Origin of the sequence: Methylobacterium sp. WL8 (assembly GCF_008040045.1) — a bacterium.
GTDB lineage: Bacteria > Pseudomonadota > Alphaproteobacteria > Rhizobiales > Beijerinckiaceae > Methylobacterium > Methylobacterium cerastii.
This window is the reverse complement of the sequence record NZ_VRVF01000004.1, coordinates 19,818-42,970: the sequence shown is the minus strand read 5'-3', so window position 1 is coordinate 42,970 and position 23,153 is coordinate 19,818. Positions and strand designations below refer to the sequence as shown.

General features: G+C 70.2%; 22 protein-coding genes and 1 pseudogene. 6 read left to right on the top strand and 17 right to left on the bottom strand.

Translation table 11 applies throughout. The features are described 5' to 3' along the window. Positions 1 to 10: 10 nt before the first annotated feature. Positions 11 to 847 (bottom strand): transglutaminase family protein, encoded by an 837-nt coding sequence (locus FV234_RS02535; RefSeq protein WP_147827985.1) that lies wholly within the window; start codon positions 845 to 847, stop codon positions 11 to 13. A 435-nt stretch (positions 848 to 1,282) separates the two neighbouring features. On the opposite strand from FV234_RS02535, the gene FV234_RS02530 reads away from it, so the two are divergent. Together FV234_RS02530 and FV234_RS02525 are read left to right on the top strand one after the other, a co-directional pair. After that, complete coding sequence (locus FV234_RS02530; RefSeq protein ID WP_147827984.1) at positions 1,283 to 3,940, top strand: glucosidase; 2,658 nt, start codon at positions 1,283 to 1,285, stop codon at positions 3,938 to 3,940. A gap of 127 nt (positions 3,941 to 4,067) precedes the next feature. Next, positions 4,068 to 5,066, top strand: coding sequence for a helix-turn-helix domain-containing protein (locus FV234_RS02525; protein ID WP_147827983.1), 999 nt, complete (start codon positions 4,068 to 4,070; stop codon positions 5,064 to 5,066). Between the two features lie 117 nt (positions 5,067 to 5,183). On the opposite strand, the gene FV234_RS02520 is transcribed toward FV234_RS02525, so the two are convergent. From FV234_RS02520 to FV234_RS02460, 13 genes are all read right to left on the bottom strand, one after another. Next, complete coding sequence (locus FV234_RS02520) at positions 5,184 to 5,606, bottom strand: hypothetical protein (protein WP_147750708.1); 423 nt, start codon at positions 5,604 to 5,606, stop codon at positions 5,184 to 5,186. A gap of 7 nt (positions 5,607 to 5,613) precedes the next feature. After that, the gene (locus tag FV234_RS02515) at positions 5,614 to 5,991 is read right to left on the bottom strand and encodes a glycosyl hydrolase (RefSeq protein ID WP_147762467.1); all 378 of its coding nucleotides are present in this window, start codon (positions 5,989 to 5,991) and stop codon (positions 5,614 to 5,616) included. Positions 5,992 to 6,097: 106 nt separating this feature from the next. After that, entirely contained in the window at positions 6,098 to 6,535 is a 438-nt protein-coding gene (locus FV234_RS02510) for a hypothetical protein (protein WP_147750706.1), read from the bottom strand. 484 nt (positions 6,536 to 7,019) lie between these two features. Beyond that, positions 7,020 to 8,009 (bottom strand): MaoC family dehydratase, encoded by a 990-nt coding sequence (locus FV234_RS02505; protein ID WP_147762466.1) that lies wholly within the window; start codon positions 8,007 to 8,009, stop codon positions 7,020 to 7,022. 47 nt (positions 8,010 to 8,056) lie between these two features. Further along, positions 8,057 to 9,154, bottom strand: a complete 1,098-nt coding sequence (gene ychF / locus FV234_RS02500; RefSeq protein WP_147750704.1) for a redox-regulated ATPase YchF — start codon at positions 9,152 to 9,154, stop codon at positions 8,057 to 8,059. Between the two features lie 13 nt (positions 9,155 to 9,167). Next, on the bottom strand, positions 9,168 to 9,614 hold the full coding sequence (locus FV234_RS02495; protein WP_147762465.1) for a PIN domain-containing protein: 447 nt from the start codon (positions 9,612 to 9,614) through the stop codon (positions 9,168 to 9,170). A 263-nt stretch (positions 9,615 to 9,877) separates the two neighbouring features. Further along, positions 9,878 to 10,495: an aminoacyl-tRNA hydrolase gene (gene pth, locus FV234_RS02490; protein WP_147750702.1), complete on the bottom strand. Its 618-nt coding sequence runs from the start codon at positions 10,493 to 10,495 to the stop codon at positions 9,878 to 9,880. A gap of 112 nt (positions 10,496 to 10,607) precedes the next feature. After that, positions 10,608 to 11,312: a 50S ribosomal protein L25/general stress protein Ctc gene (locus tag FV234_RS02485; RefSeq protein WP_147750701.1), complete on the bottom strand. Its 705-nt coding sequence runs from the start codon at positions 11,310 to 11,312 to the stop codon at positions 10,608 to 10,610. A 203-nt stretch (positions 11,313 to 11,515) separates the two neighbouring features. Beyond that, positions 11,516 to 12,241: a hypothetical protein gene (locus FV234_RS02480; RefSeq protein WP_147827982.1), complete on the bottom strand. Its 726-nt coding sequence runs from the start codon at positions 12,239 to 12,241 to the stop codon at positions 11,516 to 11,518. After that, positions 12,241 to 13,332 (bottom strand): DNA adenine methylase, encoded by a 1,092-nt coding sequence (locus tag FV234_RS02475; RefSeq protein WP_246686105.1) that lies wholly within the window; start codon positions 13,330 to 13,332, stop codon positions 12,241 to 12,243. Before FV234_RS02475 ends, FV234_RS02480 begins: the two co-directional genes overlap by 1 nt. A gap of 131 nt (positions 13,333 to 13,463) precedes the next feature. Continuing rightward, on the bottom strand, positions 13,464 to 14,456 hold the full coding sequence (gene lpxK / locus FV234_RS02470) for a tetraacyldisaccharide 4'-kinase (RefSeq protein ID WP_147827981.1): 993 nt from the start codon (positions 14,454 to 14,456) through the stop codon (positions 13,464 to 13,466). After that, the gene (locus FV234_RS02465; RefSeq protein ID WP_147762462.1) at positions 14,456 to 15,760 is read right to left on the bottom strand and encodes a 3-deoxy-D-manno-octulosonic acid transferase; all 1,305 of its coding nucleotides are present in this window, start codon (positions 15,758 to 15,760) and stop codon (positions 14,456 to 14,458) included. Before FV234_RS02465 ends, lpxK begins: the two co-directional genes overlap by 1 nt. Before the next feature lie 10 nt (positions 15,761 to 15,770). After that, complete coding sequence (locus FV234_RS02460; RefSeq protein ID WP_147762461.1) at positions 15,771 to 16,523, bottom strand: lysophospholipid acyltransferase family protein; 753 nt, start codon at positions 16,521 to 16,523, stop codon at positions 15,771 to 15,773. Positions 16,524 to 16,966: 443 nt separating this feature from the next. Here FV234_RS02460 and FV234_RS02455 point away from each other — a divergent pair. The 3 genes and pseudogenes from FV234_RS02455 to FV234_RS02445 form a co-directional block, all read left to right on the top strand. Further along, positions 16,967 to 17,437 (top strand): annotated as a pseudogene (locus FV234_RS02455) (VIT family protein); the annotation flags it as partial. Positions 17,438 to 17,538: 101 nt separating this feature from the next. Then, positions 17,539 to 17,982 (top strand): DMT family transporter, encoded by a 444-nt coding sequence (locus tag FV234_RS02450; RefSeq protein ID WP_147750696.1) that lies wholly within the window; start codon positions 17,539 to 17,541, stop codon positions 17,980 to 17,982. A gap of 76 nt (positions 17,983 to 18,058) precedes the next feature. Continuing rightward, entirely contained in the window at positions 18,059 to 18,979 is a 921-nt protein-coding gene (locus tag FV234_RS02445) for a metallophosphoesterase (protein ID WP_147762459.1), read from the top strand. A gap of 50 nt (positions 18,980 to 19,029) precedes the next feature. Here FV234_RS02445 and FV234_RS26030 read toward each other — a convergent pair whose 3' ends face one another. Then, positions 19,030 to 19,191, bottom strand: a complete 162-nt coding sequence (locus FV234_RS26030; protein ID WP_187273555.1) for a hypothetical protein — start codon at positions 19,189 to 19,191, stop codon at positions 19,030 to 19,032. Positions 19,192 to 19,763: 572 nt separating this feature from the next. Then, positions 19,764 to 20,936: a Na+/H+ antiporter NhaA gene (nhaA, locus tag FV234_RS02440; protein ID WP_147762497.1), complete on the bottom strand. Its 1,173-nt coding sequence runs from the start codon at positions 20,934 to 20,936 to the stop codon at positions 19,764 to 19,766. A 143-nt stretch (positions 20,937 to 21,079) separates the two neighbouring features. Between nhaA and FV234_RS02435 the strand changes: the two genes are divergently transcribed. Continuing rightward, the gene (locus tag FV234_RS02435; protein ID WP_147827980.1) at positions 21,080 to 22,384 is read left to right on the top strand and encodes an MFS transporter; all 1,305 of its coding nucleotides are present in this window, start codon (positions 21,080 to 21,082) and stop codon (positions 22,382 to 22,384) included. Positions 22,385 to 22,451: 67 nt separating this feature from the next. On the opposite strand, the gene FV234_RS02430 is transcribed toward FV234_RS02435, so the two are convergent. Next, positions 22,452 to 23,003 carry a PAS domain-containing protein gene (locus tag FV234_RS02430; RefSeq protein WP_147750693.1) on the bottom strand — a complete coding sequence of 184 codons (552 nt, stop codon included), beginning with the start codon at positions 23,001 to 23,003 and terminating at the stop codon, positions 22,452 to 22,454. Positions 23,004 to 23,153 lie beyond the last annotated feature (150 nt).

Here is a 23,153-nt window from a genome sequence, read left to right as displayed (position 1 = left end):
CGGCGAAGCCTCAGGCTGCCTCGGCCATCGTCCCGTCGTTCGTCGCGACCTCGTCGGTGTGCACGTCGAAGCGCATCAGGTAGGCGGTGCCGAAGCTGGTGGTGAGAGCGCAGTCCGTCGCGTCGCGCCCGCGGGCCATGACGATGCGGGCGATCCGCGGCGTGTTGTGGCGGGCGTCGAACGTGTACCAGCGGTCTCCGAGGTAGACCTCGAACCAGGCCGAGAAATCCATCGGCGCCGGGTCCTTCGGCACGCCGATGTCGCCGAGGTAGCCGGTGGCGTAGCGGGCCGGGATGTTCATGCAGCGGCAGAGCGCGATCGCCAGGTGGGCGAAGTCGCGGCAGACGCCGACGCCCTGGACGTAGCCGTCATGCGCGGTGCGGGTGTTGTCGGCCCGCTGATAGTCGAACTGCAAGTGATTGTGCACGAAGTCGACGATCGCCTGCACCCATGCCCAACCCTCCGGCGTCGCGCCGAACAGCGACCACGCGGTGGCCGAGAGCTTGTCGGTGTCGCAGTAGCGCGAGCCGAGGAGGAACGGCAGAACGTCGTCGGGCAAGTCCTGCACCGGGTGCTGGCGGGCCTCCGGCTCATACGCGTCCGGCTCGCCGGAATCGCGGATCGTGAAGTCGGCCGACATCGTGATCCGGCCGCCCGGGGCGACGATGCGGGTGCAGACGTTGCCGAAGGCGTCGACGTGCTGCGTCGCCAGCACCGGCGGATCGAACGCGATGACCTCCGGCGTCACGAGGTCGACCCGGCGCTCCGGCCGCACGTTGAGCAGCAGGTTCATCGGGGTCGGGCCGAAGGTGTTGAAGGCGATGGTGAAGCCGGCTTGGACGAGCATCGGTGGATCCGTGACGGCCGCGAGCGAGGGCGCAGGCGGGGCAGAGGCGAGAGCGTGGACGCGCCTTGAACACGGACGCTATGCTCGAGGTTCCGCAGGTCAGATGTGCTTGCCGCGCAGGTTCTGCCCAGAGAAACGGCAGTTTTTGTCCGATCAGGACCCGGGCGTTGCTGCAAGCCGGTAGAACAGTCGGCGGAAATCAGAGACGCGGTCGAGGACATAGCGCCAGCTCCCTCCTCTTGCAGGAGAGGAGGGACGAGCGCAGCTTCACCTGCGCGATACGTCTGCAGCTTGAGGAAATACCCCCGGCGCCGCGGTGTGGCGCTGATGATGCATCGCACGAGGCGTCGACCCTTCGGCCCCTTGGGATGCCATGACCGTTCCCCTGCCCTCCTCCACCCCCGCCGCGGCGATCCTCGGCCGCGGGACCCGCGCATGAACGAGGCGATCGCCTGGGCGGAGCGGCGCCGCATCGCCGAGCAGGCGCGCGGCGAGCGGGCGTGGTCGCTGTGGGGGCCGTATCTGAGCGAGCGGCAATGGGGCACCGTGCGCGAGGATTACAGCCGCGACGGCAACGCGTGGCGCTCGCTCACCCACGAGGAGGCCCGCTCGCGCGCCTATCGCTGGGGCGAGGACGGCCTGGCCGGCATCTGCGACGAGCGCGGGCAGCTCTGCCTCGGGCTGGCCTTGTGGAACGGGCGCGACCGCATCCTGAAGGAGCGCTTGTTCGGCCTCACCAACGAGCAGGGCAACCACGGCGAGGACGTGAAGGAAGTCTACCACTACCTCGACGCGGTCCCGAGCCACGCCTACCTCAAGTTCCTCTACCGCTATCCGCAAGGCGCCTACCCCTACGAGGACCTCGTGCGCGAGGGTCTGCAGCGCAGCCGCGAGGTTCCCGAATACGAGATCGAGGAGACCGGCCTGTTCGAGGGGGCGCGCTTCTTCGACGTGACGGTGGAATACGCCAAGGCGGACGTCGACGACGTCCACGTCGCGATCACGGCGACGAACCGCGGGCCGGAGGCGGCCGACCTCCACCTCGTGCCGCAGCTCTGGTTCCGCAACACCTGGTCCTGGCGGGAGGACGGGGCGCAGCCGCGTCCGTGGATCGGGCGCCACCCCGAGGGCGGGGTCGCCTGCGAGCACCCGCGGCTCGGGCGCTACCGGCTGGCCTTCGAGGGCGGGCCCGCGTTGCTGTTCTGCGAGAACGACACCAACCTGCGCCGGCACGCGGGGCAGCCGGACGCCGAAGGCCCGTTCAAGGACGGGCTGCACGCGGCGATCGTCGAGGGCGACGCCTCGGCGGTGCGCCGGGACGCGGGGACCAAGCTCGGCCTGCACTACGCCCTGCGCCTCGAGCCCGGCGAGACCCGCCGGGTACGCCTGCGGCTGTCAGCCGGGACGCGGGCGCGCCCGCTCGACGCGGACGATGCGATCCGCACACGGCGCATCGCCGAAGCCGACGCCTTCTACGACGACCTGCAGGACGGGATCGCGGACGCGGAAGCCCGCACCATCTTCCGGCAGGCGTCGGCCGGCCTGATCTGGTCGAAGCAGCTCTATGCCTACGACGTGCGGCGCTGGCTGCAGGGCGATCCGGCCCAGCCGGTGCCGCCGCGGGAGCGCGACGGCGGTCGCAACACCCAATGGCGCCACTTCGCCGCCTCCGACGTGCTCTCGATGCCCGACAAGTGGGAGTACCCGTGGTTCGCCGCCTGGGACCTCGCCTTCCACTGCCTGCCGCTGGCGCTGCTCGACCCGGACTTCGCCAAGAAGCAGCTCCTGCTGCTGACGCGCGAATGGTACATGCACCCCAACGGCCAGCTCCCGGCCTACGAATGGGAGTTCTCCGACACCAACCCGCCGGTCCACGCCTGGGCGACCTACCGGGTGTTCGAGATCGACCGCGACCGCCGCGGCGGCCGGGGCGACCTCGCCTTCCTCGAGGGCGTGTTCCACAAACTCCTGATCAACTTCACCTGGTGGGTGAACCGCAAGGACGCCGGCGGCCGCAACGTGTTCCAGGGCGGCTTCCTCGGGCTCGACAACGTCGGCGTGTTCGACCGCTCGCGCCCGCCCCCCGGCTTCGGCATGGTGCACCAGGCCGACGGCACCGCCTGGATGGCGATGTACGCGCTCAACATGATGCGCATCGCCCTCGAGCTCGCGCTCCACAACGACGTCTACGAAAGCACAGCGTCGAAGTTCTTCGAGCACTTCCTGCTCATCGCCGAGGCGATGACCGACATGGGCGGCGAGGGCTTCGGCCTGTGGGACGAGGAGGACGAGTTCTACTACGACGAGGTCGACATGCCCGGCGGCGGGATGCTGCCGTTGCGCGTCCGCTCCATGGTCGGCCTCGTGCCGCTGTTCGCGGTGGAGGTGATCGAGCCCTTCGTGCTCCAGCGCCTGCCGGACTTCGCCCGGCGGCTCAACTGGCTCCTGGAGAACCGCCCGCACCTCGCCTGCCTGGTCTCGCGCTGGGACGAGGGCGGCGTCGGCGACCGCAAGCTGCTCTCGCTCCTGCGCGGCCACCGGATGAAGGCGTTGCTGCGGCGGATGCTCGACGAGGCCGAGTTCCTTTCGCCCTTTGGCGTGCGCTCGCTCTCGAAGGCGCACCGCGACCAGCCCTACGTGCTCAACGAGTTCGGCGCCTCGTTCACGGTGCGCTACGACCCGGCCGACTCGACCTCGAACATGTTCGGCGGCAACTCGAACTGGCGCGGGCCGGTCTGGATGCCGACGAACTACCTGATCATCGAGGCCCTGCGCCGGTTCCACTCCTATTACGGCGCCGACTTCCTGGTGGAGTTCCCGACCGGCTCCGGCGCGATGCACACGCTGGCCGCCATCGCCGACGCGCTGCAGGAGCGGCTGATCGACCTGTTCACCCGCGGCGCGGACGGCCGCCGCCCCACGGACGGCGACCGCGTGCCGATCCCCCCGGCGGACGGCGCCGAGGAGGCCCTGCTGTTCCACGAGTTCTTCGACGGCGACACCGGCCGGGGCCTCGGCGCCTCGCACCAGACCGGCTGGGCCGCGCTGATCGTCAACCTGCTGCACCACCGGGCGCAAAGGGGCGGGACCTGAGGCACTGGGACCGCAATCTCCGCGGGGGCGTGCGCGGGTGTGGGAGCTTGGCCGACGCGGCCACGAAATGCCATGAAGGCCGACGCGATCGAAGCCGGATCGACGGCATGAACTTCAGGTTGAGACGATGACGGCCCGGACTTCGAACCGCCAAGCCGCGTGGGTTCCCCAGAGCGAGTTCGCGGCCCGCATCGCGTCCGCGCGTCAGCTTCAGACGTTCAACGACCTGAGCAGCTTCGCGATCAACTTCGACGTACTCCGCTCGGTGAAGCCCGACATCGAGATGGCCGGCAACAAGAGCAGCACCTTGTGCCTGTGGGAGACGCGCTCCTCCAGCGGCTTCATCACCAAGCCGCGGGTCGCCGTCGACATCCTGACGGTCCGCTTCATCGCGAACGGGCACATCATCTACCGCAACCAGTCGGGCAAGACGCAAGGTACGCCAAAATACGCGACCCTGGTCGACTTCGAGGACGTCAGCGAGATCCAGGCCTCGCCGGCCTTCAGCGCGATCAACGGAACGATCACGCTCGAAGCGCTCTCGGCGGCCAACGCCGCGCTCACGGGCGGACAGCCGGCTCTTCCGGCCTTCGCCCCGATCGCAGACGTCGCCACGCCGGGCATGATCGCCCTGTTCTTGATGATGCGGCAGGTGCAGCGCCGCGGGCAGGAGGCGGGTCGCGGCGGCGACATCGCCTTCCCGCTGGTCCAGGAGATCCTCAGCTACCAGCTCCTGTCTGTCTGGCCCAGGCGCGCGGGCGTGGCGACGATTGCGACGACCGACGCCACGGCCTCGCGCTTCACCATCGCGCTCGACTTCATCGAGGCGAACCTTTCGCAACCGCTCACGCTGTCGCTGATCGCCGCGGCCGCCGGGCTCAGCGTTCGCTCCCTCCAGAGCCAGTTCCGCAACCGGACTGGGCAGACGGCGATCGCCTTCATCACCGAGCGGCGGCTCGCGCGCACCCACGAGGATCTGACCTCCGCGTCCGCCGCCGCGGTTCCGATCGCGGAGATCGCGCGGCGCTGGGGCTTCGTGCACATGAGCGACTTCGGCCAACGCTATAAGCGTGTGTACGGGCGCACGCCCTCCCAGGCACGGCGCGAGGCCGGACGGCGGGGATGACCCGCAACGGAGCGACGACGCCACGCCGGGCGCGTGGCGTCGTCGGGTTCCGGTCTTCGGCCATGTCCCGGCAGGATGGCCCGCCGAAACATCGGGATCACGCGGCCGGAAAGGCGGTCACCGACCGGTCGTGGTGGTCGACTTCACCGGCTTGGAGCCGGGCTCGTGCGACATGGTCTTCGTCCGAGACTCGACGCCCTCGCCGTCGCGAACCTTGGTCTGGGTATGCGACTTCGAGAAGGTGCCGCCGTCATGGGCCATCGCCTTCGATTGCCCGTTGAGCCCGCCGTTCCCGGTCTCGTTGACGTGCGAGCGGTCCATCGTCTTGCCGCCCGCCGCGCTGCCGCCGGTGGCCAGGGACGAGCCCGTCGCGCCGTTCGCTCCCGTCGAAGTCCCGCCGGTCCCGACGGTCGAGGCGGAGGTGCCGCCGGCCGCCGCCGAGCCCGCCGTGCCGCCGGTGGCGCTGCCCCCGGTCTGGGCGAGCGCCGGGACGACGAGGAGCCCGAAGGCGGCGAGGGGGGCGATGAATCGGATCGTCATGTCAGCCTCACTTCGTGGTCTTGGGGACGGTGACGACGCAGTCGCCGGCGCCGGTGGTCGTCATGGTGGTGCCGCCGGAACTCGAGCTGGAGGCCGAGCTGCTGGTCGAGCCGCTCCCGGACCGCGTGGTCACCGAAGGACCGCCCGTGGTCGCGCTCCGCACGCCGTCCGCCCCGGCCGTGACCGAGCTCGACATCGTGCCGGCGTTCTTCGCGTCGTCGGAATGCACGACCTTGCACGGCTTTCCGTTCGGGCCGGTCGTCACCGTCGTGCTGCCCGAGACGCCGTTCGGGCCGGTCGTGACCGTGCTTGTCTGGGCTTGGCCGGTCGCGACGCCGGCGAGGACGAGGGCGCCACCGAGAAGCGGCAGGATCAGGCGAGCCATGGTCAGGTCTCCTTGATGGCGGGGAGGGAATGAAAGGCGCGGTGCGAAGGTCGAGGAGGGCGCGGCTCCGAGGAGCCGCGCCCGATGTCGCCGTTCCAGAGCCGGATCAGCGCTTGTTGTGGCCCGGTGCGTTCTCGGAGTTGCCGGGGCCGCCGCGGTCATGACCGGACGCGCTGCCCGACATGCCGGACGAGGAACCGCCCGTGCCCATCGAGGAGCCGCTGGTGCCCTTGCCGGCCGAGGAGCCGCCGGTGCCGACCGTCGACCCCGAACCGCTGCCGGCGCCCGCCGACGAACCGCCGGTGCCGACCGTGGACGAGCTCTTGCCGCCGCCCGCGGAGGAGCCGCCGGTGCCCACGGTCGAACCCGAGCCGCTGCCGGATCCTGCCGAGGAGCCGCCAGTGCCGACCGTCGACGAGCTGGTGCCGCCGCCCGCCGAAGAGCCGCCGGTGCCCACGGTGGAGGACGACTGCGCGAGCGCCATGGCGGCGCCGCCGATGACGAAGGTGGTCGCAAGGGCGGCGACGCGAACGTGCTTTAACATGTATTATCTCCGTTTATCCGGTTGTACGGGCCATAAACGGACAGCATAGAAAAACCGTTCCGCGGTATTTCTGCACAATTCTGCAAATCGATGACATGAACAGCAGTTAAACGAAATTGATATGCTTCGTTCATCATCCCGCAAACTGGCATGCGGCATCGCCACCGGAGGATGACCTCGGCGCGCCGCCGCGAACGACCCGTCGTCGCGGCCGGCCCGGTCTGTGCTGGCGGTGCGTCGGACGGGTGCTGCAGGGGGCGAGGAACGGCGCTGGCGGGCAAACCGTTCCGGCCGGAGGCCTAGCGGCGCGCGATCCCATCGGCCTTCCCCCCGCGCACGAGCCGACCGCCGGACGGACACCTCTCCGCCCGAGCGGATCGAGCCGGGCGGTTCGCGATGGATCGCTTCAGGGACGTCCGGACGGTCGTCGCGTTATCGGATTTCGCTCGTCACCCGACGCAGGCGACGGCGCCGGACGCGCGCGTTACGGCGCCCACTGCCAGAACACCGAGCTTGCGAACGAGAACACCGTCTCGCCGCGCTGGTTGACGCCGACGTTGTCGGCGAAGGCGAGGCCCCAGCCGGGGCGGGAGGCGGAGGCGCGCTTGTCGGTGAGCGTCGTGGCGTAGCGCACGGTGTCGCCGGCGTAGACCGGCCTCAGCCAGCGCATGTCGCGAAAACCCGGCGAGGGGCCGGTCGCCGGCGCCTGCCCGCGGGCGGCGGTGAAGGCGTGGTCGCGGGTGCGGGTGGCGAGCAGCCGCTTCATGTAGGCGGCGGCGGTGTGCCAGCCCGAGGCGCACAGGCCGCCGAAATGCGTGGCCTTGGCGGCCTCCGGATCGGTGTGGAACACCTGCGGGTCGTAGGCGCGGCCGAAGTCCAGGATCGCCTCGGCCGAGAAGGCGTAGGCGCCCAAGTCGCGGGTGGCGCCGACCGCGGCGTCCTTCAGGAACGGCACGATCTCGGCGTCGTCCGGCTCGACCAGAGGGGCCGGAACGCCGGTCTCCACGACCCGCGGCGCCGCCGGCTCGGCCCCGCGGCGGGCCAGCATCACCGTGAACGCCTGGGTCATCACCGCCTCGCCGCGGTCGTTCTCCAGGGTCAGCAGGCAGACGGCGAAGCCCCGATCCGGCTTCGAGGCCGAGGCGCGGGTCTCCTCGACGCGCAGGGTGGCGGAGAGCGAATCGCCCGGCAGCACAGGCTTCAACCAGCGCAGCTCGGCGACGCCGGGCGATCCGAGCGAGGAGTGCCCGCCCATCGGCCCGGCCTGCAGCAGCCGCATCCCAAGGGAGGCCGTGTGCCAGCCCGACGCGATCAGCCGGCCGGCGAAGGTCTTCTCCGCTTCGCGCTCGTCGAGGTGGAACGGCTGCGCGTCGAACTCCCGGGCGAAGGCGACGATGTCGTCGCGGCTCACCGTCAGCCGCGCGCCGCCGCGAACCTGGCCGGCGGCGAAATCCTCGAAGTAGAGGCCTGACATGGGCATGTCTCCGTCTGGACGCAGGTGGTCCGGCGCGGCCGCGCGCGTCAGTTGGCGAAGCGGAAATGCAGCACGTCGCCGTCCTGCACGAGGTACTCCTTGCCCTCGAGCCGGAGCTTGCCGGCGTCGCGCGCGCCCGATTCGCCCTTCAGCGTGGTGTAGTCGGAGAACGCGATCGTCTCGGCGCGGATGAAGCCCTTCTCGAAGTCGGTGTGGATCACGCCGGCGGCGGCCGGCGCGCGGGTGCCCTTGGTGATCGTCCAGGCGCGGGCCTCCTTCGGGCCGACGGTGAAGTAGGTGATGAGCCCGAGCAGATCGTAGCCGGCGCGGATCACCCGGTTCAGGCCGGGCTCGGCGAGCCCCACCGCCTCGAGGTAGTCGCCCTGGTCGGCGGCCGGCATCACCGCGATCTCGCTCTCGATCTTAGCCGAGACCACCACCGCCTGCGCGCCCTCGGCCGCCGCGCGCTCCTGCACCGCCTTCGAGTAGGCGTTGCCCTTGTCGGCGTCGCCCTCGTCGACGTTGCAGACGTAGAGCACGGGCTTGGCCGTCATCAGGCCGAGCTGCTGGAACAGCTTCTCCTCCTCCGGCTTGCGGGCGACCATGCGGGCGGGCTTGCCCTCGCGCAGGTACGGCAGGGCGCGGTTGACGAGGTCGAGGAACTCCTTGGCTTCCTTGTCGGCGCCACGAGCCCGCTTCTCCAGGGCGACGACGCGCTTCTCGAGGCTGTCGAGGTCGGCCAGCATCAGCTCGGTCTCGATGGTCTCGATGTCGGCGCCTGGGTCGACCTTGCCCTCCACGTGGGTGACGTCGCCGTCGTCGAAGCAGCGGACCACGTGGGCGATGGCGTCGCATTCGCGGATGTTGGCGAGGAACTGGTTGCCGAGGCCCTCGCCCTTCGAGGCGCCGCGCACGAGGCCAGCGATGTCGACGAAGGTCAGCCGCGTCGGGATGATCTCCTTCGACGAGGCGATCCGCGCCAGGTCGTCGAGGCGCGGGTCGGGCACCGCCACGTCGCCGACGTTCGGCTCGATGGTGCAGAACGGATAGTTCGCGGCCTGCGCCGCCGCCGTCTGCGTCAGCGCGTTGAAGAGGGTCGACTTGCCGACGTTCGGCAGGCCGACGATGCCGCATTTGAAGCCCATGGGGTCAGGTCCGTTAGGTGAGCGCCAGGGTGGCGCGGGCGCGAGGCCCGAAGGGATTGATGATCGTCAGGGACTCGACGGCTTGGCCGTCCCGCATATCTTCAGAGACGTAGGCCTGGCAGCGAGCCTGAAGCGCCGAAGCGAGGGCGATGCTGTCCCACCAAGACAGGCGGTGCTTAGCAGACACGCGAATCGCCAGACGGTGGGTCTCAACGTCGAGCGGGGCGGTGCAGGCATGGTGGAATGCGGACAGGTAGCGCTCGATGTCGGCCGGAGGAACGAGCTTCTTCCTATAGGCCGCGACCCAGACGCATTCGTTCAGAATTTGCGGGCTGACGACCAGACGTCCCTGCGTCAGAGCCTTCGTGATCACCTCCATACTCATCGACCGCTTCGCCGGATCCTTCGGATCCAGGGCGTAGATCAGGATGTTCGTGTCGAAGAAGAGCCGACCTGTCATAGATCTCGTCGCGCGTGGGGAGGTTCTCGGCGATGCCGGGCCATCCGGGTCCCTCGAAGAAGTCCTCGAGGATCGCAAGCTGGTGCGCAAGCTCGGGCGCCCGGCGGTCTGCCAGCGCCTGGGCGACGAAGCGGGACAGGCTTTGGCCCTGCTTGGCCGCTTCCACGCGCGCCCAGGAAAACAGGTCCTCGTCGAGGGTGATGGTGAGGTTCTTCATCGGACGGCCTCCAAGGCCTTCGATATCGTGTCCTCGTGTTTTCGTGTCAATTCTTGGCGGCCTTCTCGCCCGGCCGCTTCACGTCGGCCCAGCCACGGCCGACCATGGCGAGGTGGACCTTGTTCTGGAAGCTCTCGTTCTCGTTCGCCGCGAGCAGCGCGATCTCGTCGGCGACCGCCCGGCACAGGTCCTCGACCCAGGGCTCCTCGGACTTCGCGAAATCGTTGAGCACGTAGGCGTGCACCAGGGCCTTGTCGCCGGGGTGCCCGATGCCGAGCCGGACGCGGCGATAGTCGTTGCCGCATTGGGCGGTGATCGAGCGCAGGCCGTTGTGCCCGGCGTTCCCCCCGCCGAGCTTCACCCGGATCTTGGCCGCGGCGAGGTCGAGCTCGTCGTGGCATACGATCACGTCGGACAGCGCGATCTTGTAGAAGCGCTGCGCCTCGGCGACCGAGCGGCCGGACTCGTTCATGAAGGTCTGCGGCTTCAGGAGGATCGCGCGCTCGGCCCCGAACGAGACCTCGGCGGCCTCGCCCTGGAAGCGTCGCCGGAACGGGCTCGCCCGGTGGACCCGCGCGATCTCGTCGATCGCGAGGAACCCGATGTTGTGGCGGTTGCGCGCGTAGGCTTTGCCCGGATTGCCCAGGCCTACGATGAGTCGCATGGCGACGGACTCCGGCCTTCCAAAACAAGAACGCCCCGGCCTCGCGGCCGGGGCATCGTTTCGAAGCCGCACCACCACGAGGGCGGTGCGGGAGGATCGAGCCGCGAAGGGCTCAGTCCTCCTTCTTCTCCTCGGAGGCTTCGGCAGCGGCCTCGGCCTCTTCGGCCTCGGCTTCGACCTTCTCGGCCTCGGCTTCCGCCGACTGCGCCTCGGCAATCGCGGCCTCCTCGGCCTCGACCTCGGCGCCGAGCACGGTCGGCGGCACGACGTTGGCGATCGGGTCGGTGGCTTCGCCGGTGTAGACGACGCCGGCCGGCAATGTGACGTCGGAGACGTGGATCACGTCGCCGATCTGGCGGCCGGTGAGGTCGATCTCGATCCCGTCGGGGATCTGGTCGGGGGCGACCTCGACGGCCAAGGTGTGCAGCGAGATGTTGAGGGTGCCGCCCTGCTGCTTGATGCCCGGGGCCGCGTCCTCGTTGTGGAAGTGCACCGGCACCTCGACGGTGACGGTTTGGCCGGCGACCACGCGCAGGAAGTCGACATGCATCGGCACGCCGCTGACCGGGTCGAGCTGGAAGTCGCGCGGGATCGCGCGGGTCTTCTTGCCGCCGGCGTTGATCTCGAACAGCGTCGTCTTGAAGCCGCCGGCGTAGATCAGGGTGCGGGTGCGGATGAGGTCGATGGCGATCGACTGCGGCGGCTGGCCTCCCCCGTACACGACGGCGGGAACCTGGCCCTGGCGACGAACGGCCCGGGCGGCCCCCTTGCCGACCCGGTCGCGTGCCACGGCCTCAAGCGTCTTGACTGCGCTCATGGCGTGATCCTTTGATTGATGAATGGTCGGGGAAACGACGAAGGCCGCCCGAGACGGACGGCCGAACCGAAACCCCACGCGCCCGTGCCTCCAAGGGTGTCTGGCGGGCGTGGAGCGCCTATAGCGGGCTTGGGGCCGGATGGCAACGCGGCGCAATCCTTCGCCGGGCGCCGCAGCGAGCCTGCCCGTCGCCTCTCGCAATCCTATAAACCGAACTCGGCTTTGAGAGTCGTGAGATCCGCGAGGAACTGATCGCGCATCTGCATCGTGTAGATTCTGAGAATGCGACCATCGTTCTGACGCGCGACGATCTTGGCCATGTCCGCCATCCTGGCTTTCCAGGTCGTGCCGTCGGTCATGACCAGCAACGCGGCATCTCGGCGTTTCGCCTCGATGATGGCGTCGAGATGGCCCAGGATGTCCGTCAACTTCGAACCGGTCGCGCCGTAGGCCTTGGCCTCGATGAGGATGAGCGGACGGGTCCGGCCGGGGATGGAGATGTCGCATTTCGCGATCTTGCCGCCGACGCCCGTGAACGTGCATCGCAGTTCGTAGGCCCCTTCCCCGAATACCTCTCTCACGATGGCTTCTGCGAAGTCTTCGAGGCCGCGCCCCCGCTTCTGCCCAGACAGGAACGCCGCCCGATCCGTTTGATAGCGCGTCACCCCGATACCGCCCTTGCCGAGCGCCTCGCGGAGAAGCGCCTCGGACTGGTCCTTCGAGAGGCCGAGGAACAGCCTGCAACACAAAAGCCCCTCGTCGAAGTGGTCGTCGAGAAGCGCAGCCACATCGGCCCGGCCGTATGCCTCCTTCACGCCGAACGCCGTCAGCTTGGCGATGACGTTGCCGGCCGTGGCATCCATCCAGTCCACATCGAGCGAACCGAGGGCTTCGGCGATCTCTTCGGCCCCCTGATCGACGACACGCATCAGCGCCCCACGATCAGATACTCATCGACGGACGCCCGCTTAACGGCGACGTGGGTGCCGAAGTGGTACCGATGAGGGCGCGTATAGACCTCGACGTTGCGCTTGTATTTCCTCAACAATATCGTCAACTGCTCCAGATCGGGAAAACCATTCGAGCTGTAGCTCATCACGATAGTCTGCCGCCTGAAGCGGGCGAACATCCGATCGAAGGCATCTTCGGACTGGGATCGATAGCTGAAAGGCGTATAGCGCTTGGCGATTTTTTTGACCTTCGTACCCTCCATGATGTCGAGATCTTTCCAATAAACGGAAAGTCCTTCCACGAAGGGGTAGCGCTTGATGTAGCAATTATCATCCGCACGTGGAACGTATGGCGGATCGAGGTAGACGAGATCGATTCCTTGCGCGTCGGCGTCGAACACGTCGCATCTGAGCGCCCGGTTTTCGAAAGCGTTGGAGAAGACGGCTTCGTTGTAGACGGCGACCTGTTCGAGAAAATGCTGTTCGATGCTCAAGCGCAGATCGCGTCGGCCATCGTCGTAGCGCGCCGGATCGCCCGAGATCGTGAAGACGCCGCGCGGCTGCTTCTTGAGGCACGATCGGACGAGAGCCGAGACCGCGAGAGCACGTTGGTGATCGCATTCGAGCTTGGTCAGGTTCGCCGAAATCCGGTCCAGGAACCGCAGGTCCTCCGGACGAAAGAACACCCCCGTGAAGGTGCGCTCTATGAACGTATCGGCTCGATCGTTACGGGACAGAAGCCTATCGAGGGCGTCGGCGTCGATCCGAGACTTCGAGTTTTCGACGAGACCCTTTGCGACGGTCGCCGAGACGTTCAAGAAGTCGGTCGCGACCACCCGCCGTCCCATGGCCTTCATCAGATAGGCGACGGAGCCACTGCCGCTGAACGGATCCATCGCCGTCTCGAAGTCGAGGCCTTGGAGCACGCCATGGATCCAAGGCAGCAGCCGCTTCTTCGATCCCATGTATCGCAGCTCGGGAAAGGCCGCCGCCCTGCCCGGCAAAGACATCGCGCCGCGTTCCGCGTCGCCCGCCTTGATCTGTAGCGCGTTCGGGACCGCAACGTTCATCGATCGCGCATCTCCGACCAGAAGGGCTCGTGACCGGCGCGCCTGAACACGCCACCGTACACGCGATAGGACGGCCGGTTGCGATGTCGTCATCGCCTTTCACGCTTGTCCAAAGGCGGCGGCAGAGGGCCTCACGTCCTTCCGTCTGGATCGTCCAGCGCCGCCGACACCAGTATCTCCAGCGTCTCGGGCGTCTGGAAGTGCAGCGCGACCGGCAGCACCCGCACCCGCGCCGCGAACGCTTCGGGCAGGCGAACGCGGTCCTTCTCGGTGGTGGCGAGTTCCGCGCCGAGGCCGTCGGCCTCCGCCGCCAGCCGGGCCAGGTCGGCGTCGCGGTAGGGGTGGTGATCGGGAAAGCTGCGGGTCGCGGCGACCTCGGCGCCGGCCTCGCAGAGCGAGGCGAAGAACTTCTCCGGGCGGCCGATGCCGGCGAAGGCCAGCACGCGCCGGCCCGCGACAGCGGCGACCTCGGGCACCAGCCGGGCGCGATGCACCGGCAGGCCGTGCGCCTGCGCCTCAGCCGCCACCGCCGCGCCGGCGGGGCCCGCGCCGATCAGCACCAGGCCGCCGACATGCGGCCATTGCCGCGCCAGCGGGGCGCGCAAGGGGCCGGCGGGGACGCACAGCCCGTTGCCGACGCCGACGCCTGCGTCGACGACGGCGAGCGCGAGGTCCTTCGCCAGGCTCGGGTTCTGCAGCCCGTCGTCCATGACGACGACGTCGGCGCCCTCCGCCACGCAGAGCCGCGCGCCGGCGACGCGGTCGCGGGCGACGACCGTCGGCGCGTGGCGGGCGAGCAGCAGCGGCTCGTCGCCGACGTCGCGCCAGCCATGGCGGGCGGGATCGACGAGGACGGGCCCGGGCAGGCGGCCGCCGTAGCCGCGGCTGAGGAAGGCGGGCGTGCGCCCAAGCTCGCGCAGCAGCACGGCGAGCGCGATCGCGCTCGGGGTCTTGCCGGCACCGCCCAGGGTGAAGTTGCCCAGGCACAGGACAGGGCACTCGCCCCGCGCGCCGGGCCGGTCCATGCGGTTCCCGGCGGCGCGGCCGTAGGCGCGGCCGAGGGGCGCCAGCAGGCGCGCGGCCGGATGGTTCGCGTCGCCTTGCCAGAAGCGGGGGGCGCGCATCAGTCCTGGTGGAACGCGGCGAGCTTCATCTGCGCGATGAAGGGGTCGAGCACCGCGAGCGTCCGCTCCACCGCGCCCTCGAACGGCACCAGGGCGCGCTGTCCGGCCCGGGTCATCGCGGTGATGCGGTCGGGGGCGGCCATGAGGTCGGCGAGCGTCGCGGCCAGCTCGGCCGCGTCGGCGACCGCGGCGGCGCCGCCGCCGGCATCGAGCGCGCGGTAGACCTCGGTGAAGTTTTCCGTATGCGGGCCGTGGAGCACGGCGGCGTCGAGGCGCACCGGCTCGATCGGGTTCTGGCCGCCATGCGGCACCAGCGAGCCGCCGAGGAACACCAGCGGGCTCAGGCGGTAGAACAGGCCGAGCTCGCCGATCGTGTCGGCGACGTAGAGGTCGACCGACGGGTGCGGGCGCCCGCCGGCCGAGCGGCGCGCGCTGCGCAGCCCTTGAGCCGTCGCGCAGGCCGCCACGTCGCCACCGCGATAGGGGTGGCGCGGGGCGACGATGGTCAGGAGCCGCGGGAACCGGTCTTTCAGCGCCGCATGCGCCTCGGCCGCCGCCGCGTCCTCGCCCGGATGGGTGCTCGCTGCGACCCAGACCGGGCGGTCGCCGATCATGTCCCCGAGATAGGCCACCTGCTGCCGGTCGGCCGGCTGCACCGCGGCATCGTACTTGAGGTTCCCGGCCACGCTCACCCGCGGCGCGCCGAGGCGCACGAAGCGCTCGGCGTCGTCGCGCGTCTGCGCAAGGCAGATCGCGATCCTCGCCAGCAGCGCCTTGGCCGTGCGCGGCGCGCGCGCCCAGCCGGCGAACGACTGCTCCGACATCCGTCCGTTGACGAGCAGCAAGGGGATGGCGCGGGCATGCAGCGCCACCACGGTGTTGGGCCAGATCTCGGATTCGGCGACCAGGGCGAGGTCGGGCTGCCAATGGTCGAGGAAGCGCGCGACCCAGCGCGGCGCATCGAGGGGCATGTACTGGTGTACGGCGCCCGCCGGCAGGCGCGCGCCGATCAGGTCGGCGGCGCTGCGGGTGCCGGTGGTGACCAGCACCGAGAAGCCGCGGGCGATCATTCCCTCGACGAGGCCGACCAGCGAGAGCGACTCGCCCACCGACGCCCCGTGCATCCAGACCAGCGAGCCCACGGGCCGCGCCCGCCCGGGCAGGCCGCGGCGCTCGGCCAAGCGGGTCGGGTCCTCCTTGCCCTTGCGCGCCCGCCACGCCAGCAGGCCGGCCACCGCCGGCTCGCCGAGCCACAGGCCGCCGTGATAGGCCTTGAGGGCCAGGGTGAGCGGCGGTGCCCTCATGCCGTCACCGTCATGCCGCCTCGGCGCGGGGCGCACGCCCGAGCCAGTTGTCCCCGACGCGGTCGAGCCGCCCGACGAGGGTGTAGGCCCGGTCGTGCACCCGGTTCATCTCGGCCTCCAGGCGGACGCGCAGGGCCTCGAACGTCTCCGGGTCGGGGTCGCGCGGCACGCGGATCGCCTCGCCGAAGACCACAGCGCCGCGGCCGAACGGCAGCCCGAGGCAGGCGCGGTCCCAGCTTCCGAAGCGGATGTGCCGGCTCGTCACCACCGCCACCGGCACGATCGGCCGGCCGGAGAAGCGCGCCAGGGTGAGGATGCCGGCGTCGGCCCGGCGCGAGATCTTGGGCACGTCGGCGCTGAAGGCGACGATCTCGCCGTTCTTCAGGGCCCGCATCATCGCGCGCAGCCCCTCGGCGCCGCCCTTGGCCTTGGCGTCCTTGACCACCCGGCCGCGGGCGCCGGAGGCACGGATCACCCGCACGCCCATCCGCTCCAGGGCGATGGTGTTGATGTTGCCGTCTGGGTTCTTCGAGATGATCGTGGCGACCCGGTCCACCGGCCTCCCGGCGAAGGACACCATGATGTGCTGGCCGTGCCACATCCCGGCGACGAAGGGGGACATCGCGTCGAGCCAGGGGTCGGCGTTCGCCGGCTCCACGGTGAAGCGGTTGGTTCGGCGCACCAGCGTGAGGTAGCTGGCGGCGAGCCGTCCGAGCGCCGCCTGCACGGCCGGATGCCGGATGATGCGCTTGCCGAGGCTCATGCGACCGCCTCGGGGGTGCCGCGCGAGGGCGCGCGGCGACGCGGCGTGCGGACGGCAGGAAGGGTCGGCATGGGGAACATGTCTCGCTTTCCAAGGCTCGGCCGGGTTCGCGCGATGGCGTGGCGGCCGGAGGGAGGCAAGGTCGCCGACCGGCCTGGCGACGGGTCGGGCGTTCGGACGCGACAACGGGACAGCGCCGTCCCGCGCAGCCCGGTGGCTCTCTAGACCCGTCGTCGCAGCCTGCGCAACCGAGACCCGGAGCGGTTCGGGCCGCTTGAGCCGCGCCGCGTGTCCAAAGACACCGCGAAACCGCGCTCTTCCGGCTTGTTTGGATCGATTCCAATATGTAGATTGGAATCGATCCAGACAGGATGACGATCATGGAAGCGGTCCTCCACGGCGACACCGACGCAGCCGCACCCGGCGACGACACCCACCGCGCCTTCGTGCTGGCCTACGTGCAGCCGGGTCTCGCCGGGCTGATCGACGGATCGGTCTCGACGTTGGCGCCGATCTTCGCCGCCGCCTTCGCCACGCACAGCAACGGCGCGACCTTCCTCGTCGGGCTCGCGGCCTCCCTCGGGGCCGGGATCAGCATGGGCTTCACCGAGGCGCTCTCCGACGACGGGCGCATCACCGGGCGGGGCAGTCCGTGGATGCGCGGCCTCGTCTGCGGCGCGGCGACCGCGCTCGGGGGGCTTGGCCACACCCTGCCCTACACGATCCCGGGCCACTGGCCGAACGCCTTCGCGCTGGCCACCGGCCTCGCGGTGCTGGTGGTGGCGATCGAACTGGTGGTCATCGCCGCGATCCGCACCCGCTACATGGCGACCCCGTTCGGCCGGGCGGTGCTGCAGATCGTGCTCGGCGGCGCGCTGGTGCTGGCAGTGGGGGTGCTGATCGGCAGCGCGTGAGGCGGGTGCGCGCCCATTCCCCGCGATCGAGGCGCTCACCACTTCGTCGCAGGCTTCGGGATCGGCGAAACTGAGCCGTGCCGCCGCCGATACCTTGAGTCATGTGGTATCTTTACGGACTGACGATCCTCGCCGGGCTCGCGAATGCGGTCCAGCCGGGACAGAACGCGGCCCTGTCGAAGTCCTTCGGGCTTCCGGTCACGGCGGCGGTGGTGATCCTCTTCGTCAGCACCGGCTTCATGCTGCTGGGCGGCCTCGCCTTCGGCAAGCTCGGCGTGCCGAGCTGGCAGCAGATGGCCGAGGTGCCCTGGTGGGGCTGGCTCGGCGGCTGTCTCAGCGTCCTGCTGATCCTGGCCCAGCTCTATGCCGCCCCTTCCCTCGGGGCCGCGTCCTTCCTCGGGATCGTCGTGACGGTGGGCGTCGCCGCCTCGATCGTCCTCGACCATTACGGCTGGATCGGCTTCCAGGTCCATCCGGCGAGCCTGTGGCGTGTCCTCGGGGCGGGCCTGATGATCTTCGGCGTCGGCTTGGTGGCGCTGACCTGACGTCCGCCCCACGCCGGCCCCTCGGGCACGGCGCCTCGCTTGACGCGGCCGGCCCCAACCGCGATGCGATGGCCCGGTGTCCTTCCGCCTCGCCCACCTCACAGACCCGCATGTCGGCCCGCTGCCGCGGCCGCGCCTGCACCAGCTCTTCGGCAAGCGCGCGACGGGCTACGCGAACTGGCGCCGCGGGCGCTCGCGCAGCCACGACATGGAAACGCTGGCTGCCTTGGTCGCGGACCTGAGGCTGCAGGCGCCGGATCACGTCGCCTGCACCGGCGACCTGTGCAACATCGGCCTGCCGAGCGAGTGGGACACCGCGCGCATCTTCCTGGAGGCGCTCGGCACGCCGGAGGCGGTCAGCTTCGTGCCCGGCAACCACGACGCCTACGTGCGCGGCTCGCTCGAAGGGCTGCTCGCGGCCTGCGGCGCCTGGACCGCGGACGACGCCGGCGGAGGCGGCACGTTTCCGTACCTGCGCCGGCGCGGGCCGCTGGCGCTGGTCGGACTGTCGAGCGCGATCCCGACCGTGCCGTTCGTCGCCACCGGCCGACTCGGGCCACGCCAGATCGCGGCGGCCGAATCGTTGTTGCGGACGCTGGCGACAGACCCGTCGCGGCCGGCCCGCGTGGTGATGATCCATCATCCGCCCCATCCCGGCGGGGCGAGCCCGGGCCGCGACCTGCGCGACGCCGCCCTGTTCAGCGCGATGCTCGGCCGCGTCGGCGCCGACCTCGTCCTGCACGGGCACAACCACGTGGCGAGCGTCGCCCACCTGCCGGGACCGGACGGGCGGGCGATCCCGGTGGTCGGCGGCGCATCCGCCTCGGCCCGGCCCGGCGCGCATGCGGGCGGGCACGGCTCGGAAGCCGCGCGGCGGGCGGCCTACATCCTGTACGCGTTCTCGGAGAACGGGGGGCGCCACGTCGTGTCGGCGACGCAGCGTGGGATCGGAGCGGGCGGGACCGTGACGGACCTTGGCCCGCTGACGCTGGGCTGACGCTTCGATCGGGCGACCCGGTGCGCGAGGCGGCCGGGCCGACGCTCGGATCAGGCGGAGGCGGCGAGGAGCCCGGAGAGCCGACGGTCGCCGATGCTGGCCTCGTAGCGTTCGGCCTGGAGGCGCGTGAGGCCTGAGATCAAGGCAGTGGACCCGCGATAGACCGTATAGGTGCCGTCGTGGGTGGGCTTGACGCGAATCGTCTCGGGCATGGGGGCCATCCTGTGCTGCGTTGATCGTCTCGTGAGCCGTCGATCTGCTTCCGCGGTGATTCTCTCCTCGTGTATCGATGCTCGACGTTACCGCTTCGTCACCCTCGCGCAAGAGCAGCCAGGGGCGGATACCTAAGTAATTTTGGATACGATTGCGACGGCCCGCGCGCCTGGTGCTGCGCTGCGTCAGCGGCCGGATGGCTGCAACGAAAAAGCCCGTCGGCTTTCGCCGACGGGCCGGTGGCAGGGGCCACGTTCCCGGGTTCGAGGGTTGGTGTCCGGCGTTCGTCCCAGGGCGCTCAGGGCCGTGGGGTCGGGCGCCTAAAACCCTCCCGAAAACCTCTATCCCTGTCGGTGGACGCTCGGCGGATCGTCCTGGTCACCGGCACCGGTGTCGGCGGAATGGACGTGGGTCGGGCTTGCATGCATGGCAGACCTCCTCTTCGTCTCGATCCGGCGCCGGGGCCTCTGGAGAGGAAGCCGCGTAGCCATGAGGAGAGGCTAGACCCGTCCGGGCCGGACTGGCAAGGCCATTCTTTCGAATTCCGCAGCCGGCTCACGGCCGCCGGGATTCAGGCCCGCGCCGGGCCCCGCGGGGCGGCAGATCCAAGGATCGCGGCGCCCGCCAGCCCGGAGAGCAGGGAACCGACGAGAACCCCGAGCTTCACCTCCGTCTCGTGGGCGGCGTCGGTGAAGGCGAGCGCGCCGATGAACAGGCTCATGGTGAAGCCGATGCCGCAGAGCACCGCGACGCCGTAGACCTGGCGCCACGTCGCCCCGCCGGGCCGGTGCGCCAGCCCAAGGGAGACGGCGAGGCGCAGGGCGGCGAAGACGCCCACCTGCTTGCCGACGAACAGCCCGCCCGCGACGCCGAGCGTCACCGGGTCGAGGAGCGCCCCCGGGGACAGGCCGAGCAGGGGCACCCCGGCGTTGGCGAAGCCGAAGAGCGGCACGATCCCGAAGGCGACGAAGGGGGTGATCGCGTGCTCCAGCCGGTGCAGCGGCGAGGTCGCGTCCTCCGGCCGGCCCGGGCTCGGGCGGATCGGGATGGTCATCGCCAGGAGCACGCCGGCCACCGTGGCGTGGACCCCGGAGCGCAGCACCAGCACCCAGAGCACGAGGCCGAGCAACAGGTAGGGTGTGAGCGCGGCGACGCCGGCGCGGTTCAGGCCGACGAGGATCGCCAGCACCAAGGCGGCGAGGCCGAGCATCGTCGGGTCGAGGCCGCCGGTGTAGACCAGCGCGATAATCACCACGGCGCCGAGGTCGTCGACGATCGCCACCGCGCTGAGCAGGATCTTCAGCGACACCGGCACGCGCTTACCCAGCAGCGCCAGGACGCCCAGCGCGAAGGCGATGTCGGTGGCCGCCGGGATCGCCCAGCCCCGCGCCGTCCCGGTGCCCGCGTTGAAGGCGAGGTAGACAAGGGCCGGCACCGCCATGCCGCCGATCGCCGCGATGCCGGGCAGCGCCCGGTCGGGCCAGGTCCGCAGGCGGCCGTCCAGGGCCTCGCGCTTGATCTCCAGGCCGACGAGCAGAAAGAACACCGCCATCAGGCCGTCGTTGATCCAGTGCTGCACGCTCAACGGACCGAGCGGTGCGTGCAGCGCGTGGGCGTAGGTCTCGGCGAGGCCGGTGTTGGCGACGACGAGCGCGCAGGCGGCGGCCGCCATCAGCACGAGGCCTCCGGCCGCCTCGCTGGCGAGCGCGTTACGGATCGCGGAAAGGGGGCGCGGCTTCGTCATGGCGCCGGGGGTGCCCGGCTTTGCGCCCGCGGGCAACCCTTCGCACCCTCCCTCGCGCTCGCCTTCGCCCTCGCGGGCGACCCCGCCGGTGGCGATCCCGGCCCGGGCCGGCTATGCCAGAACGGATGACGCAAGGACGCGCGATGACCGCAACGACGACACCGGAGCATCCGGCCCTGCACCGAAAGGCGGTCGGCGCCGTGGTCCTCGGCAACGCGCTCGAATTCTACGACTTCACGCTCTACGTTTTCTTCGCCGTTCCGATCGGCGCGGCGTTCTTCCCCTCCGCCAACGCCACCGACAGCCTGCTCGCCTCGCTCGCCCTGTTCGGCATCGGCTACGTGATGCGGCCGATCGGCGGCATCGTCATCGGCGCCTTCGCCGACCGGGCGGGCCGAAAGCCCGCCATGCTCATCACCATCGCGCTGATGGCGGTCGGCATGCTGATGCTGGCGCTGGCGCCCTCTTACGCGACGCTGGGGGGTTGGGCGCAGGTCATCGTCATCGTCGGGCGGCTGATCCAGGGGCTCGCGCTGGGCGGCGAGGTCGGCCCCTCCACCGCCTACCTGCTGGAGGCGGCGCCGCCGAAGCACCGCGGCTTCGTGGCGAGCTGGCAGATCGCCAGCCAGGGCTGCGCCGCGCTGTTCGCCGGCGTCGTCGCCACCGCGCTCACGTTCTTCCTCGGCGAGGCGGCGATGGCGGAGTGGGGCTGGCGCATCATGTTCCTGCTCGGCGTCGGCGTCGTCCCGGTCGGCCTCGTCATCCGCAGCCACCTGCCCGAGACGGCGGGCGAGGGCGAAGACCCGGCGGCGGCGGCCTCCACCGGCGCGGTGGTGATGCGGCTGCTGCGCGAGCACGGGCGCCTGCTGCTCCTGACCTTCGTGGTCATCGCCGCCTCGACGGTCTCGAACGCCATCGGCACCAACATGCCGGTCTACGCCCGCGCCACCCTCGGCCTCACCGAGACCGTCTCGACCGCGGTGCCGATCGCACTCGGCCTCGCCTCGGTGGTGTTCCCGCTGCTGGGCGGCTGGCTCGCCGACCGCTTCGGCCGGCGGCCGGTGCTGGTCTGGCCCCGCGCCGCGATCGTGGTGCTGGCCGTGCCCACCTTCTGGTGGCTGGCGCAGTCGCCGACCGCGGCCTCGGTCTACGCGGTGACGTTCCTGATGTCGGCCCTGTCCTCGATCAACGCGGCGGCAATCATCGTCGCGATCCCCGAATCGCTGCCGCGGGCGGTGCGCAGCGCCGGGCTGTCGATCGTCTACGCCTTCTCGGTGTCGATCTTCGGCGGCAGCACGAACTACGTCGTCAACAAGCTGATTGCGATCACCGGCGACCCGCTGGCGCCCGCCTACTACCTCGTCGGCTTCAGCGTGCTCGGCACGATCGCCGCCTGGATGATGCACGAGACCCGCGGGCGCGACCTCGACGCCGACACGGAGGCGTAAGGAGACCGCGGCGCGGACAAGACCATTTTCCTGACGCGCACCGGCATCCGCCGCGGGCGATAAACGCTCAGTGCAGGTTCGAGCCGTCCTGCGCGGTCTCGGATACGCGTGCGAGCTCGCGCCCGATCTCGTGCAGCGCGACCTCGACCGCCGCCAAGGCGCAGGTGCCGCCGTCCTGCATGATCAGCGCGTGCGCCGTGATCAGGTGGTCGGCGACCAGCTCCAGGACCGAGCGCGGCTCGGATTCCGCCACCGGCGACGGACGGCTGAAGCGACCGAGCGCACCGCTCGCGGTGCCCTTCGGCGGGGGGGCCGCGAGCAGGCTGATCGAGCCGAGGAATCCGAGGAAGGTCCGCTCCGGCGGCCCGAAGGACGGCACCGCGCCGGCCGCGACCCAGATCGCCCGCCCGTCCGGCGAGAGCAGGCGGTAGCGCACGGTGAACTCGCTCCGCGCGACGGTCGCCTCGGCCACCACGGTGCCCACGATCGCGAGGTCGTCCGGATGGATGACCTTGCTCCAGCCACGTTGGGAGACGTCTTCAAGCTGTTGACCAGTCAGAACCGTCCATTCCTGACTGAGATAGACCATCTTTCCTACGGCATCCGTGACGAAGATCATGGCCCAACCTCGGCTATAGCCAGGCTATGCCGCAGACTTACGCGTCAGGCAATCGGACATCGCTGCGATTCGTCTGCCGGACCCGGACTTCGCGTCTCGTTCCAAGGTGTTATGGACGTCGGCAGGGCGCGTGGACATCGGTGCCTGCGA